11 protein-coding genes are annotated in these 16465 nt (G+C 36.9%); 9 read left to right on the top strand and 2 right to left on the bottom strand.

Annotated elements, in window-relative coordinates; all coding sequences use genetic code 11:
- Positions 1-194: 194 nt before the first annotated feature.
- Positions 195-2639 (bottom strand): type VI secretion system tip protein TssI/VgrG, encoded by a 2445-nt coding sequence (locus tag RYL88_RS06260; protein ID WP_314989845.1) that lies wholly within the window; start codon positions 2637-2639, stop codon positions 195-197.
- Between the two features lie 258 nt (positions 2640-2897).
- Complete coding sequence (locus RYL88_RS06265; protein ID WP_122874675.1) at positions 2898-3416, bottom strand: Hcp family type VI secretion system effector; 519 nt, start codon at positions 3414-3416, stop codon at positions 2898-2900.
- A 138-nt stretch (positions 3417-3554) separates the two neighbouring features.
- Between RYL88_RS06265 and RYL88_RS06270 the strand changes: the two genes are divergently transcribed.
- The 9 genes from RYL88_RS06270 to RYL88_RS06310 form a co-directional block, all read left to right on the top strand.
- Complete coding sequence (locus tag RYL88_RS06270; protein WP_314989848.1) at positions 3555-4199, top strand: tRNA 2-selenouridine synthase; 645 nt, start codon at positions 3555-3557, stop codon at positions 4197-4199.
- 19 nt (positions 4200-4218) lie between these two features.
- Positions 4219-4527, top strand: coding sequence for a hypothetical protein (locus RYL88_RS06275; RefSeq protein WP_314989850.1), 309 nt, complete (start codon positions 4219-4221; stop codon positions 4525-4527).
- A 42-nt stretch (positions 4528-4569) separates the two neighbouring features.
- A complete protein-coding gene (locus RYL88_RS06280) occupies positions 4570-5160 on the top strand; it encodes a tRNA 2-selenouridine synthase (RefSeq protein WP_314989852.1) in 591 nt (196 codons plus the stop codon).
- 10 nt (positions 5161-5170) lie between these two features.
- Positions 5171-5473, top strand: coding sequence for a hypothetical protein (locus RYL88_RS06285; protein ID WP_314989854.1), 303 nt, complete (start codon positions 5171-5173; stop codon positions 5471-5473).
- Positions 5474-5515: 42 nt separating this feature from the next.
- Complete coding sequence (locus tag RYL88_RS06290) at positions 5516-6223, top strand: hypothetical protein (protein WP_314989856.1); 708 nt, start codon at positions 5516-5518, stop codon at positions 6221-6223.
- Positions 6224-6242: 19 nt separating this feature from the next.
- A complete protein-coding gene (locus tag RYL88_RS06295; RefSeq protein WP_314989857.1) occupies positions 6243-10088 on the top strand; it encodes a hypothetical protein in 3846 nt (1281 codons plus the stop codon).
- 20 nt (positions 10089-10108) lie between these two features.
- Entirely contained in the window at positions 10109-13927 is a 3819-nt protein-coding gene (locus RYL88_RS06300; protein WP_314989858.1) for a hypothetical protein, read from the top strand.
- 21 nt (positions 13928-13948) lie between these two features.
- Positions 13949-15220, top strand: a complete 1272-nt coding sequence (locus RYL88_RS06305; protein ID WP_314989859.1) for a thioredoxin reductase — start codon at positions 13949-13951, stop codon at positions 15218-15220.
- 89 nt (positions 15221-15309) lie between these two features.
- A partial coding sequence (locus RYL88_RS06310; protein WP_314989860.1) for a thioredoxin reductase occupies positions 15310-16465 on the top strand: 1156 nt, incomplete at its 3' end.

The following is a 16465-nucleotide window of genomic DNA, read 5'->3' on the forward strand; positions in this document are numbered from 1 at the left end:
TACCCATAGATAAAGATAACAAAAAAGATACCAAGCTCATAATATATTCAAACGATCTAAGTAAAACCCATACTACCAAAGATATACATAAACGCTCAGATACCGCAGTAATATCTCTAAGCTATAAAGATAAAAACGATCAGCGCCCGGGTAAGGCCTTGCAAATATTGTATGATATCTATGAGAGATGCGCCTTACTCCGCCCTTACTTCTCCGCCTATGACGGTTATGCCTCGTTGATCAAATATCGCTTCTACCCCGCCGGCTCTAATAATTACGTTATTTGACGTTATCTCGATTTGAGCGTTGCCGACTTGATGCAAGATTTGATTACCCGCATCCACCTCGTAGTTTGACTTAATATCCGAAAATTTAGAGTCCGCGACTTCCGTGTGCTGAGAGTCTGTGTTGGTGGTTAAATTTGACTTAGATTTTATATCTATGTAGTTGTCGGCTTGGAGAACTATGTGCTCTTGGGTGTATTTGTTTATTCCCTTTGAAGAGCTCATCTCATAACTGCCTTCGATCACGTCTTTTTTATCTTCTTTGACGGTTCTGTTTTCGTTTTGATAGATGATAGTATCTAAATTTCCTTTTATTTCGACATTTTTATCGTTTCCTACATACTCTGAGCTATCTTGGCCGACTCTTATTTTATTATCTACCCCTACGTTTACCGTGTTTGATAGTCCCACCACTGTATCTTTGCTAAGGCCTACCGTTGTGAGATATTCTGCCCCTACGTTTACGTTTTTGGCTAGGTCTATGGTTTGAACGTGAGCTTCTTGTATTCTTTCAGTGTAGGTTCCTAGGACTTTTGAGGACTTATCGTTTAGTATGGTTTGGGTAAAATCATGCTGTATGAGTTCGCCGTAATCTTTCTGGGCTTTTAAATAAATATGCTCTTTGTCTTTCAAATTTGAAAAAGTAAATTCATTTCTACCGCTTTCGTTTACGCCTATGGTTTTTGAGCTTAACGTAGTTTGATGGTAATCGCTGGGTAAATTTGGCAGCTGCGGGTTGTAGGCATTATATAAACTAGCGCTAACCATAGGCTTATCTATATCCCCTTCCAGAAACGACACTACGACTTCGTCGCCTATCCTGGGTATAGCAAAAAACCCAGAATCGCTACTAGCTATAGGCGTCATTACTCTTAAATAAGCGCTATGGGAGTAGTCTTTGGTATTTGTTGTGTTTATACCGTTTGGGTTAAAACAATTATCCACAGTCTCCTGGGAAGAAAAGGCATTGATTCTTACTTTTACGCGGCCGTGTTCATCGGTGTGGATGGTATTTTTTTCTTCGTCTATACCGTTGTTTCCTATAACTACCCCCAAGGTTACTTCCGGGGATCTAGGCTTTGTTTTAAATTTTGGCACGTATACGGTACTAGAAGGAAGCATTATTATTTGATTGCTATAAGATGTCGAGAAGCTTTTGCCGGAGATCGGGACTATATCGTTGGTATCTAGTCTATTTTCCAAATTTGTCTCGTCTACGAAATTTTGAACGAGGGCTATGATTTTAAAATCAAATTTAGTATCGTTTTTTAAGGCAGAGGGATCATAGCTTAAAGACACCCCGCTATTTAACTTCAAACCAAATACGTTGGAATCGGCCACATAAGTATTTAAATTTAAAATAGATCTACGCCTTTTTAGCTCCGTAGGGATATTTAAAGACTCTTGCTGCGTAAAAGAATACTGACCCAAATGAAAATGCGCATTGTATTTAGTCTTCTCGTTTTGTTTGGAATTTACCGTATCTAAAACGGTGGGATACATAGTATTTTGTGAAGAATAAGAAAAGTTGTTAGCGTTTAAAATTTCGGTCTTATTTATAGCTCTTATGCACTCTTGTTTTAATGTATTGTTGATATTTGGATTAAAATTTACCTCCCTAAAGCCAGAAGGAGCGTTTAAAGTCGTGCCGTCTTGATTTGCTAACTCAAAACCGGAAATAGTTACCGTATCGTAAAAATATATCTTGCTATCGTCCTCATAAAAATATATACCGTTATTAAAGCAAATCCTTTGCAAGAAATTTAAATCGCTTTCATTGTATTGCGAGATATACTCTCTTGGCTCATACGAGTTTTTTATATTAGAAAAATCAACCTCTTTTATCAGCGAGGTTCGGTAAAATTTTAAAATTTCTTTTACAACGTCTATTATGGTCTGATCGGTAAAAATTCTATTTGCCGAATTTATCGATAGCCTAAACAGCGGAGAGCTTAAAACGAATTTAAAAAAATACTTTTGAGAAATAGAGCTTTTATAGCCCCCGGTATTTGACGTCCCTATATATCCCACTTCGGATATTATTCCGTTATATACCGATTCGTCCGTATCTTGGCTACCGGGTAAGCTAACGGAGCTTTTATCGCTTGCGTTTTGCAATGCTATCTTTTTTATTTTTAAAACGGCTTGCTTGTCTAGGAATTTATATCCGTCTAGATCGTTGGAAAGAGTAGAATTTAAGCTTTGAACAAGCGGACTTTCTATACTTTCGCAGTATCCTTCGCACTCTGCAAAAAATATCTCTTCCAAGCTCTCTTTTATCGTAGCCTTCGTTACGGTAAAAATCTGTCCGTTTATAGTCAAATTTGCATACGAAATCGTTTTTTGTGAATCCATGCGTACGTCCCTATACTCTTAATAGCTCAAATTTGTATTCTTCCACGCTTTTAGTCGATGCGGCCAACTTAAATTTAAAACATTTTAATGTGGCGGCAATGCAAAGCGTTTTATGATAGATCAAATTTATCTAATTTTATAAATACACCATAGCCTTTAATAGTCTTTAAATTTATCATACTATATTTATAATTACCGTTTTAAAGGGCGATTATAAATATAGTAAGAGACTTGCAAGGCAAGCCTCCTAAATTTAGCTTAGCTTCTTGAGTTTTCTCTCCAGTCATCGCTTCCGCTGGTTCCTGCCGCAACGTGCTCCCAAGTTATCTTTCTATAGTTCATAGAGACCTTAAACAACTCCGTCTTATCGTTGTTGTTTTTATCCTGAGCATTTGGCATGACGAGGGTTATGTCGGTTATTATCGCATCTTCTAGCTTAGTGGTAAAATAGTGCTCCGCACCGCCGCTAGTAGATGTTCTAAACCAATGAACTTCTACGTTGTTTAGTCTCTCTCCGCTAGTTAGCGCATTATAAAGTAGCGGAACCGCCTTGTTTAACGATGACGTGAAAACAAAAGGTTTATGTACTCTTTGTCCTGAAGGCTGACCGCTTTGCGGATCTACAGGGACGTTTACTATATGAGATACTTCCTGCGCCATGATTTCATCTTCGTGTCCCGACTGATAACGGTTGCCTATACTGGTTTCCGTAGATGCTCCGCTTGAAATTAGGCCTTGCGAAGAGCCTTCTATTCTGATATACGCCGGCTGTGCCATTTTTACTCCTTTGAAAAAAATATTTACTATTGTATCCAACGTAAACTTTTATTTTACTTGATTTTCTCACGAACTATCCTCTCTTAAAATTTAAATAGCTATAATACAAACAAACACCAGGCAACCAAAGGATACGCAGTGAAATTTACCTTAAGCATATTAGCCCTATTAGCAATAGTATTTTTAGTAGGATGTAGTGCAAAGGATACTAGTAGTAACAATAAACTAAGCAATAGCGAAATAACAAAGCTAGGTAAGAAATACGGAGGAGTATATGTCTTTAATAAGAAATTCGAAAAGGAAATAGATGATAGGGAGAGGGAGAGAGAGGCGGTTAATAGGCAAATTTTAGATGAAGTATCTCGCATATCAGATAAAGACGAGCGAAATAAAATGATGAGAAAGCTGCTTAAAGAAAGATATTACAACAACCCAAAAATAGCCCAAACCCTCTCCAACGGTAAAAAATACTACACGACCACCAGAGCCTACGGCGAGGACTATAACAAGCAAGCTAAACTACCTAAAATTTATAAAGAAAAGATCATAAATTTCATAGGACAAGAAGATTATAATAAATTTAAACCCTCTATGCTTCTTTCATACTTTTATGTAGACGACAATAAAAATATAATTCCAATAGTTGTCTCGGTATATTATACGATAGGATATACCAAATACGGTCTCTTCGGAGACGAAGGAAGAGGGTTTTCTTTATCCAGAAGAGACATAAAAGACGTAGGCGGAGATAGCGTGTTTTATATGGAAGACTTAGAAAAATAGTAGATTTTAAAGGTTTAAAATGTCTGATCAAATTTCAACCAAAGACCTAATATCTAAATTCAAAGACTATGCAGACATAGCGGATGCTAGCTATGCTATGCTTCACTGGATTAACGAGAACGAAGAAGACAGATGGTTTGATAAATTTAAAGATGAACCTCCTGCTAGGTGGAAATTTGCGGACGATATAACTAAAGGCGATAAAATAACCGAAGATAACGAAACTGACATATCTAGAAAATACAATAGGCAAATCGGAGAACCCACCGCCTACGCCCTAGCTATAGAAGCTAGGTTTAATCAGGATATGTTTATCTTTAAAAAATAAGTAGCTATAATACAAACCGACACTTAAACCAAAGGATACGTAGTGAAATTTACCTTAAGCATATTAGCCCTATTAGCTATAGCATTTTTAGTAGGATGTAGTGCAAAGGATACTAGCAACGATATCGGGAAAGCAGAGCTAACCGAGCTATCCAAAAAATATAGCGGAACATACGTATTTAGCAGAAAATTTGAGAGTGAGATAAAGCAGAGAGAGAGAGAAAGGAAGGATGCAATAAAAAAATTAAAAGGCAGGGATTTGGGCGGCGGACTATATGCCGTAGATACTAAGCCAGTCGATGAAAAATTCCCCCAAACCCTCTCCAATGGTAAACAGTATTATCTAAGAAGTAACTATAGAGGAAAAGTGGTTATACCTGAAGAAGTATCTTTAAAAATAAAAAATTATATCGGAGAAAAAGCATACAAACACTGCTCTATCGTAATAGAAGAATTTTACATAGACGATAACGAACAACTACAAGTCATATCGTTAAGCTTGATGTTTTATGTCGGCTACACCAAATTCGGTCTCTTCGGAGACGAAGGAAGAGGATTTTCTTTATCTAGGAAAGATGTTAAAACTTTGCCCGGTAACAATAAAATTTACATAGAAGATTTAGAAAAACGATAAAGGCTTTAAAATGTCGGATCAAATTTCAACCAAAGACCTAATATCTAAATTTAAAGACTATGCAGACATAGCAGACGCTAGCTACGCTATGCTTCACTGGATTAACGAGAATGAAGAAGACGGATGGTTTGATAAATTTAAAGATGAATCTCCTGCTAGGTGGAAATTTGCGGATTATGCAACTAAGGGCGATACTTTAGAGGAACTTACGGAAAAGGCAAAAAATAACAATAGACAAATCGGAGAACCCACCGCCTACGCCTTAGCTATAGAAGCTAGGTTTAATCAGGATATGTTTATCTTTAAAAAATAAGTAGCTATAATACAAACCGACACTTAAACCAAAGGATACGTAGTGAAATTTACCTTAAGCATATTAGCCCTATTAGCTATAGCATTTTTAGTAGGATGTAGCGCAAAGGATACTAACAATAAAAGCGAATTAAATAATAAATACGGAGGGATTTATATATTTAATAAGAAATACTATGAAGAAATTCAGGGCAGAGAGAGGGAGAGGGGCGAGCTGAAGGATTGCTATGAGAATAAATTAAAATCAGAATGCGAGCAAGTTGTTAAAAAACAAATAACCACCAATGGATATTTTTTAAATAGGGTTTGGAATAACAACAAAGATAAATTTATGAAAAAATATAATAGTAGCGATGAAAATATAGCACTTGATAGATATATCTCTCACATAGTAAATAAAAAAATATATCCTATTCAAACCCTCTCCAACGGTAAAAAATACTATACAGATACGGCGGATTACAGCAGAGAGTATAGCAAACAACCCAAAGTTCCGGAAATTTACAAAGAAAGAATTAGAAATTTAATAGGCAAAGAAAATTTAGATAAAATTCCCGGAATAGGATTAGGTAGTTTTTACTCGGATGAAGAAGGAAACATAACTCCGATAACGATGTATATACAATACTCAGACAAAGTAAAGAGCTACGGTCTCTTCGGAGACGAAGGAAGAGGATTTTCTTTATCTAGGGATAGATTTGAATATTATGAAGTAAAGAATAAATTTTATATGGAAGACTTAGAAAAATAGTAGATTTTAAAGGCTAAAAATGTCGGATCAAATTTCAACCAAAGACCTAATATCTAAATTTAAAGACTACGCAGACATAGCAGACGCCAGCTACGCTATGCTTCACTGGATTAACGAGAATGAAGAAGACGGATGGTTTGATAAATTTAAAGAAAGAAAGCCTGCTAGGTGGAAATTTAAAGATAGCATAACTAAAGGATACGAAAAAGAAATCAATGAAACCACTACCGATGAATACGGTAATGAAATTTCTAAAAAAGTAAAACAACCTACCGCCTATGCCCTAGCTATAGAAGCTAGGTTTAATCAGGATATGGTCATAGAAAAACCAAAAATAAGCGAAGACGAAAAGCCTGAAAAAAAACAAATAAACAACGAAATTCAAAGCTTTGTGTACGCCAATGAAGATAATGAATTGCGAGTTTTTGCAGATAAACCCGGCTTCCACCCCCTCTCCCTCCGCACCAAATCCTTCGTAAACCGTTACGAACTCCTTCATCACGTTAAAGATACTTCTATAACGGGGTATTCTTCCAGCACCTTTTACGATAGTAAATTTGGCAACTACGTAATAGGCTTTAGAGGCACGGAGCTTGGCATAAAGGATCTAGTTATAACAGACGGCATGATAGCGTTTTTGGGCGCGGCGCTGGATCAGATAGTATCTCTTAAGGTATTAAAAGACGAAATTTATAAAAGCATAACGGATCATTACTATAAAAATTTTCTCGCAGCAAATTCAAACACGGTTAACAATATAAATTCTCCGAATAATGACTCAAATTCAAGCTCACAACCTAACTATGATAGCTCAGATTTGTCCATCGACTCAAATCAATCAAAATATAGCTCAAGCGTTTTAAGTTCTTTAAATTCTTCGTCCCGATCTTCTCAAGCGAGCACTTCTTTGCATTCTAGAGGCTCTTTAAGCGTTTCTTATGCCCTCACCACCCCTCCTCTTGTAGTAACGGGTCACTCGCTAGGAGGACATCTGGCTCAGGTTTATTGCTCGGTCTATCCAAACGAAGTAAAGGAGCTATATACCTTTAACGCCCCTGGCTTTGGAGGCGTATGGATATCCTTGCCGGTTATCGTTTTTAGGTTTTTAGGCTTTATAGCCAAGGTCATATATAAAGGTATAAGGTGGGTAGCTAGGATACTAGACCCGTATGGCTTTATAGGAGGCATGGTTAGCAAGGCGTTTGATAAGATAAAAAGCTTCTTTGGCTTTAGCAAAGACGATAAAGACGAGGCTACGCTAGAAGATTGCGTCGATCTCGTAAAAGAAAACAAAACGGCCTGCGAGGAGCTAAATAAGCAAAACGTAAGCTCTAATATAAGCAAGGCTAGTAAAGGAGATACTTTTGGTATAGAGGTTCATCATATAGACTCCGTTATGCATAAAATTTACGACGAATACGACGAAGGATACTTTGATAAACAAGAAGAGTATAAAAATACGTTTAGCTCAGATACCGTAAAAATAGACGCAAATCAGGTATTTGAGCCAAGCGTATCGGTTATCTCGGATCTTGGCCTTAGATACGGCATGGTAAGCTATACGGAAAAATTCGACTATCAAAACACATCCAAACTTCATCTTATAAACGTTCTAAAGGCTTCTCACTTTATGAAGCAGTTAGTAGAGAGCTTATATCTGATGGAGTATCTTTTAAACCATCCCGAAAACGAAGCCAAGATAAAAGATAAAGATATAGCAAAGGCTCTAAACTATCTAAACGACTACTTACAAACCCTAGCTTCTCAGATACTGTTTTATAAAATTTATCTAAAAAACCTTCCGAGGCTAGGCAATATGGAAGAAGAAAAGATCTCAATCCTAGAAAGCGTAATATATCCCGTAAGCTTATACGTAAACGACTTTGGATACGATGATCTAGGCTCGGCGCCTAATGCAGAAGATCTCATTAGCTGCTTGCTAGCCTATACGCAAGATAATCTACTAATAAAAATCATAGATAAAGAAGATATAAAGAATATTAGCGCAAAAACGCTCGCCTCAGAGGTCATGCAAGATGATCTAAATTTGACGTTTGCGATATATGGATGCAGATTTTTTACTCTGGATAAAAAGTTAAATTTAGAACAAGCAAAAGATAGACTCACGTATATATCGGACTTTTATAAAGGTATAAGCCCATACGTTAGCCATAAGCAAGATAGCGCGGAGCTTGAAAAATGGATAGAGGCTAGGATAGAAATTTGCAAAAGCGCGTACGAGCTTAAATTTGAGGGGTGGAGATATCTATCTAACGATAATAAGCGTTATTTGGTACTCTCGAAAAAATCGCGCAGCGCAAATAAAAAAGAGATAGACGAGGATCAAAGAAGCATAATCCTGCCCTCCATCCAAGCGCTAGAAGATATGTCCAAAGAAGATAAAGAGTACCAAGCAAAACAGCTCTTAAAGATGATAAGGTTTGAGCCTAGCGAGCTTATACATATCTATCATAAAAACTGCGATATATTTTTAAAAAACGAAAGTACGTTTGATATTAGGCGCGTAGAAGAGGATATAAATTTAAGCTTTAAATATCTAAACGCCAAAGTCTTTATGATGGGTAAGCTTTTAACGGGAGGCGAGGAAAAAGAAGATTGCGAGCTTTACTTTAAAGAAAGCGGAGACAAAAACGATCCGGAAAATAAAGAAGACGCAAATCAGACCTCCTCATCGCTTGCCCCTAAAAACCAAGCTAGCAAGGATGTCCAAGCTGGCGAAAGCTATGCCTCGTATATCTTTCAGCCCAGAGATACGCATAGCGGCATAGGAGGGCTAAATTTACTATACAAAAACTCTCAGGCTAGGCTGCTAAACTACGATATAAAAGAAGATAGCCTAAATATCAAGCTAAAACCGGCCAGTAAAAAGGCTAAGGAGCTAAAGGAGCTAAATCAAATCGCTCCCGAAGATAAAACGTTTGACGAAACGGCGGTTAAAACCGGCCTCTCGTATCTACATCCGGTCATAGAAGACGATATCATAACCTGCGAACACGGCGGCAGGGTGGTGCTAAAAAGCGTAAGAGGAAGAACGATAAAATCAAACGGCATACCCCTGATACTAGGATGCGATTTTATAAACTTACCCATAGTAGGTTGTAGCGCAAACTCTCCTTGCACTAGAGTAGCTTTCGTGCCAAGCCGCGCTCTTAGCCAAAAAACCGTAAACGGCGATCACGCCTTGATGCAAGACTTCGTAAATTTATGTAGGAGCGATAGAGGCTCTATACTAACCTGCGCTAAAAAATCAAACAAGCTTAGGATATTAGACTCCGGGGATATTAGCGGCTCTAATATCTCAAATGCGGACAAAGATAGCGCCAATAGCAACTCTGCTTGCATAAGGCTGCATTTTAAAAACTACGCCTCGCAAAAAGACAATCTGCCCGTAAACATCTACTATCTAAACGGTGCTAAATTTGAAAACAAAGAGGGCTTTGAACAAATACGGCTAAATTTAAATGAAGGCAAAAATCCCAGCGACGGCAAACTGGATAAAAAGCTAAAGCAAAACTATAACGAAGACCATAAATTTAAAGAATTCGAGCTACGCTACGGTATAAATACTATAAATTTGGTATTTGTAATCCCAAACTCTCCTCAAAAGGCTTGCAATAAAGCATATAAAGATGCTGGCGAGCCTGAAAGCGGAGTTGGATACTTCACTAGGCTAGATAAATACGAAAGCCTAGATAGGTCGCAAAAAAGACCGGTGCATACTTTGGTATTTTTCTCGCCTTCATACGCTAAAAGCGTAAAACTGCAAATCGCTAAAGGGTTTGATAAAGATAATGAGCCGAGTCTGGATATGTGCGAAGTCGTAATGTTAAGCGGGCAGGTTTAATTTAAACGCAAGGAAGTAAGGTGCAAATAAGCGATATAAGAGTCGTGCAGGATATAGAAACGCTACTGAAGGAATTTGACGGGTATACTCAAAAATACCCTAACGTTACTTTTTATTGCAGAAATCTCAACAGCTTTTATCACAATGACGTATTACAGCCAAATACCCTAGGCGGCATTATCATGCAAAGGCTTTTTGATATGAGTCCAAATATACGAGAGACTCCTAGCGACGGCAATAATATAAAAATAGTAACGCCCAATTTTATAGATAAAAGCGCGCTCATAGACGGCAAAGAGACGATAAGAAACGGTAAATTTAACATTAGAAGACTAGATAAAGTCATAGAGGCACATACTGTAATAAACGAAGAAAATCCCGTAGAAAAATTCATCAAAGACCTAATAAATCTCGCAAACACAGGTAAAAAGGAGTATGAAAAGGTAAAAAATTTTACCGATGCTGCAAGCGAGCTGGCAAAAAACTACGACGTAAACAAAACCAGCGTCAAGAATAGTTTGGATGAGCTGCAAAAAAGTATAATCCAAAAAGCCGAGGTCATACTGGAAAATGAAAATTTCGCCCCGAAAGAGGAAGTAAAAGAAAGCATAAGCAATGCGTTTAACAAACTAAAAAGCAACATAGAAAAAACATCCAAGCAAACATACGGCTATACCGTAAAAGAGATAGCAAAGGCCTTGATTAGCATCATAGACTTCACGGAGCTTAAAAAAATATATAAGCCCGTAACCATTATATCCTCTGCGGGAGATATTTATGAAACCGGCTCTAAAATATACGAATATAGTAAAAAAAAGGGCTTTTACGCATTTGCCGGACCGGTTGCAAATTTGCTTGCTAGCGAGTTTGGTTTTATCTTTGGACTTCTAAATTCAGACTCCCTTAGCAATATTTTAGTATTTAAGTCCAAGGACGGTAGCGGCGGAGGATTTATAGATTTTTCGGGATTTGAGGTTTCGGGGTTAAACGTTCAAACTAACGTAGACGAATGTTTAGGCATTTGCGCAGATCTTTTATTTGACGAAAGTAAAAAAAATGAGGACGACGCTATAGATTACTCAAAGATCGATGCGGCGTCAAGCGGCGTAGATTTTTTTGACGTTAGAGGAAAAATTTATAAAGCACAAAACGAAAACATAAGCATATGCAAAAATACCGGAAAGAAAGATAAAGATAGCCATAGCTTGTACGAAGCTATAGAAAATAGCGTGGTATCAAACGGCGCGCACTTTGTATATATACAACATCCGTTTTTTAACTCTTTAAAATTCGCAAATCTCATCCGAGATAAATCCTCTACCGATAAAGACCGGGATACAAACAGCCTTCGATACGGAAAACTGGCTAAAAACTATCTCGTGCTGTCAAGAGCCTCGCAAAAAACCAACGCCAAGCTAAGCGAGTATATAGTAGAAACGGCGCTTAGCTATAAAATAAACGATGAAAACAACAGAAGCGATAAAGACTCAAAGCTAATAAAGCCCGGCGAGATAAGCCAAGTAAAAGACTACAGCAAATACTCAATAAGCGTAAACGCAAAAGAAGAAGAGGACTTGTATCTGCTAAATTTAAGCCCGTTCGTGCGTATATCAAGGGATGAGATAAATCAAATAGAAAACGACATACACAAATACAATCTCGAGGCCGCTTATAAAAACAGCTTTATAGATAGAAGATTAAAACAATCTAGAAGAGAAGATATTTTAAAAGAGTCTAGCAAGCTAAGTATGAAGGCCGGTTTTTTATATATGAAGCTAATGCATATAAATTCATTCTTCAGATCTCCGGCCGATATGAAAGAAATAAAAGAAAAAGAAGAGGAATTTTTAAAAACAAGTATAAAAGAATTTGCAGATTATTTTCAAACCATCAATAAAAAATACGAAGTCGAAGTGTTTTACACGGAAAGCAATTCACAAAACCTTGGCAAGTGCGGAAGCAAAAAAGAAGTACAAAAACTCATATCAGGAGCAAAGCGTGGTGGCATAAGAGGAGAATACAGGATAACCGAGTATCCGTATTCCGCCATAGAAATATTTCTTTTAGCTACGACTTTTTACGTCATTAGACAAAAATTCGACCAATCTTTGATCGAATTTAACTCCCTGGGAGGCTTTTTTAGTAGTAACGACGACGAATACATAACCGTATACAACGAGCGGTTCAAGCTTTTAAACGAGGATGCGTTTTTACAAACTAGCGAAGGCAAAAAGAAAATTTACTTCTTTAAACAGACTATGCAAAGCGCCCAAGCAAAAGACGCCGTATGCATAGAAGAGATAGCAGACGGCTTTGAAAACGGTTTCGTAGAAAACGGTATGCCGATATTTGAAGATAGCTTTTATGAGTTTTTTAAAGATTTCGAGAAAGAGTACGGCTCAAATTTCGACGACAAAGTAGCTCAAGACGAGAGGTGGGCGTATGAAGATCTAAAAAAAGCCCACGATAATGCTATGAGGCCGTTTAAGTCCGTACCTATGGATGAAAATTATAAATTTTACATAGATATGTCGCTATCTACTATAGTAGACGAGGTTTTAGAAGAGCTTTTTCCTTTTTATGGATTTTTTGGAAGCAAAGGTTATGCAAAAATAGCTAAGAGCATGGCTAATTATATTTTTTCAAAAAGCAGTATCAAAGAAATCTTTATGGAAAATATCGGCGAGTTTAGGATATTTACGTCTTTAGGGGATGAAAATATAAGAGTTATGATAGCAGACGAAAAAAGAGCCAAGGGGCTATCTAAAAAGCTAAAAGTTAAAGCCTTCGCAGATATAGTCGAGGTAAAAAAGAATATTTTTGCTTACTTTGAGGTTACGGATAATCTTAACCCAAAAGACGCTTCTATGCACCTAAAAAAACTAAAAAATATACCAAAAGACTTTAAAGCGCCTATCTATAAAAGCGTAGTGTTAAAAGCTACGGGTAAATTCTTTACCAACTCGGCTAAAACCACGCTAAAAACCATAATAACCGGTAGCGGGTTTAATTTCATCCTAGATAGCCTCTACATCTCCGAATACGAAAAGCATAAACGTCAATACGAAGATATCTTATACAAATACTACACCCACAAACACGACGAACCGTATGCCGTAAAAAATATATCCCTAGCTCCTATGAGCAAAGATACTAAAGAGTATATCTACTATCCTATGCAAATACACTCTTCTTTTATGAACGTAGATTTAAAAAGAACGATCATAGGAGGAAGACTATCTAGCGGAGGACTGGACTATCATAAATTCTTTTACTACGATATAAACGACATCTATACTAAAACAAACTCTAGCCTGTCTAAAAATATGCCTTTAAATAAACTAATAGCCTATCTTTGCCTAGACGAACTAAGAACTACGTATAAAGACGATCAAAGCTTCTTTAACCATCTAAAAACCCACGATATGCCATTTGAACCAAAAGAGCTTATGGTAGCGGACTCAAAAAGACCTTTGGATATATCTGCTAGTAGCTTTATGGACTATACGCAAAGAAGAGAAATTTACGAGATGTATTCAGTCGGAACCGAAGAAGAGGTGGACGTGCCTATAGATAAGTACAACGAAGCCATGGAAATACTCCAAGACTTTAAAGAAGGAAACTTTAATACGGATACTACCAGTAGCGAGCCTAAGGTAGATAATAAAGCAAGAAGACTACTGCAAGCCCTAGACGTAATAGGCAAGAATAATATCAAAGGGATATATGTGGGGTGTAAAATTCAAATAAAAGATAAAACAAAAAAAGACATACCGCCTAGATTAGTGGGGCGCCTAGCCACCACCATAATAATGGAAGATGGATTGTTTTTGGGGTAAGCATAAACAAAAGGAAATATAATGAGCAACGAAACATATATGGTTATAGCGCCTAACGGCATGAAAATACCGTTTGATAAAAATACAAATTTATCCGTATCAGAGTTGGACCACGGTGTCGGCACAAAATCGATAAAAGAACACTCCCAAATGCTCCTCGACTCCCGCCAAATCCTAAACTCCTCCCCCTATAAAGACTATAAACCAAGCTACTTTAATCCAAACCCTAACGAATACGGACAAACGGAGTATCTATCCTTTGAGCCTTGGTATAAGCTAAGCTTTAAACCTAATTCTAAAGAAATATCTCCTTGGACTAAAAAAGAAAAAGCATACTATGAAAGCTTAAAAGATAAAAGAGATAGATATATCTATCTAGTAAAAAGAAGTAATCTAAAATGCTCTATGCTTGAAATACCTGATGACGCTATAGCAAGAGTAGATGAAAAAGGAAGACTAACTAAACCCGAATACAAAGATATTTACGATACGGTGGAGAGAAACGTAGATACTTTAAAATCAAGACTATTTTCCGGAGAGTGGAGAGTGTGCGCAGGGATATTGGGAGATAAAAGAGCATTTGCTTCAGCTACCGTTCTTAATAACTCAGGCTTTAAATCAAGAGCTAGACAATCTGTATTCTTAGCGGCCCAACTAGGAGAAGTAGATGCCTTAAAAGTACTGGCTAGATATTTTTCTACTTCTGCTTATATGTCTGGATCAAACAAAAACCTATCCCGTTCATTAGAATTCCAAGCTCTATATAAAAACCCTCCTTTAGACGAGTACGGTATGATACCATATCTAGACGAGATAGTAGGGAGTGATTTTATTATGGATTTTAATAGGGGAGGGGTAGCTTTTGACCCAGAAGGGACTACTCATCAATTTTTGAAAGATGAAATAGAAGAAGGCAAGCTTTTAGACCCTAGAGATGTAGACGCAAATGAAAAAACAAGAGAGGAATTTGTAAAATATTTAGATAACGAATTGCCGCATTTTACAAATAGATTTGACAAAAAAGGCTTCCCAAAAGAAATGACCGATAAAGACATCTCCCTCTACATCGACTCCACCCTACTAGAATCTAAAATAATGTCCCTAACTCCTCCCGAAGGTTATCCTAACGCACCTTACTATAATACCCCCGAAGAACTAAAAAGGATGTATGAATCGGGTAAACTGGATAAAAGACTAAATCCTTTAACTCCTGCTATGTATAAACCTAGCTTTCCCAAAGATCTAAAAGATAAGATAGAAGAGTATGCTAAAGAGCATAATATTAAGGATTAGGTAAATTTGCCAGTAGCTTTATGGACTATACGCAAAGTTCGGTCGGAACCTATATAATAATGGAAGACGGACTATTTATAGGATAAGAGATGAAAAAGATACTTATACTATTAGCGGTATTAATTGCTACAACGATCACGATATACTACTTAAAAGGAAATGCGATGAATAATACAAACAATGAAACTTATATAGTTATAGCGCCAAACGGCAGAGAGGTTAAATTTGATAAAAATACAAATTTGATAGTATCAGACGATATAATAGAAGGGCAAACAAATAATAATCTACTCTCTAAACTAGTCCTCGACTCCCGCCAAATCCTAAACTCCTCCCCCTATAAAGACTATAAACCAAGCTACTTTAATCCAAACCCTAACGAATACGGACAAACGGAGTATCTATCCTTTGAGCCTTGGTATAAGCTAAGCTTTAAACCTAATTCTAAAGAAATATCTCCTTGGACTAAAAAAGAAAAAGCATACTATGAAAGCTTAAAAGATAAAAGAGATAGATATATCTATCTAGTAAAAAGAAGTAATCTAAAATGCTCTATGCTTGAAATACCTGATGACGCTATAGCAAGAGTAGATGAAAAAGGAAGACTAACTAAACCCGAATACAAAGATATTTACGATACGGTGGAGAGAAATAAAAATACTTTAAAATCAAATTTGTTTATAGGGGAGTGGAATATATGCGCAGGGATATTAGGCGACGTTAAAGCCTTTGGAAGTGGAGGAGCAGGAGGATTTAAAGCAAGGAAATTTCAAAGAGTATTTTTAGCCGCTCAGTTAGGAGAAGTAAAAGCTTTAAAGTATTTATCCGATGCTTTTCAATACTACACTTACAATATAGGACTAAACAAAAACCTATCTCGTTCATTGGAATTCCAAGCCCTATATAAAAACCCTCCTTTAGATGAGTACGGTATGATACCATATCTAGACGAGATAGTAGGGAGCGATTTTATTATGGATTTTAATAGGGGAGGGGTAATTATTAATTCAGACGGCTCTTTACATAGAGAAATTAAGAGGTTGGTGGAAAGCGAAGGCAAGCTTTTAGACCCTAGAGATATAGACGCAAACGAAAAAACAAGAGAGGAATTTGTTGAATATCTAAAAGAAGCAAAAGATGCGCATATGGATAGATTTGAGATACCGGGCTTTCCAAAAGAAATGACTACCAAAGACATCTCCCTCTACATCGACTCCACCCTACTAGAATCTAAAATAATGTCCC

The organism is uncultured Campylobacter sp., from assembly GCF_963517995.1.
In the GTDB taxonomy this organism is placed as follows: Bacteria; Campylobacterota; Campylobacteria; order Campylobacterales; family Campylobacteraceae; genus Campylobacter_A.

Coding starts and splice junctions, on each gene's coding strand:
- RYL88_RS06305 (WP_314989859.1), top strand. CDS start 13,949: ATGAGCAACGAAACATATATGGTTATAGCGCCTAACGGCATGAAAATA.
- RYL88_RS06265 (WP_122874675.1), bottom strand. CDS start 3,416: ATGGCACAGCCGGCGTATATCAGAATAGAAGGCTCTTCGCAAGGCCTA.
- RYL88_RS06260 (WP_314989845.1), bottom strand. CDS start 2,639: ATGGATTCACAAAAAACGATTTCGTATGCAAATTTGACTATAAACGGA.
- RYL88_RS06275 (WP_314989850.1), top strand. CDS start 4,219: ATGTCTGATCAAATTTCAACCAAAGACCTAATATCTAAATTCAAAGAC.
- RYL88_RS06285 (WP_314989854.1), top strand. CDS start 5,171: ATGTCGGATCAAATTTCAACCAAAGACCTAATATCTAAATTTAAAGAC.
- RYL88_RS06295 (WP_314989857.1), top strand. CDS start 6,243: ATGTCGGATCAAATTTCAACCAAAGACCTAATATCTAAATTTAAAGAC.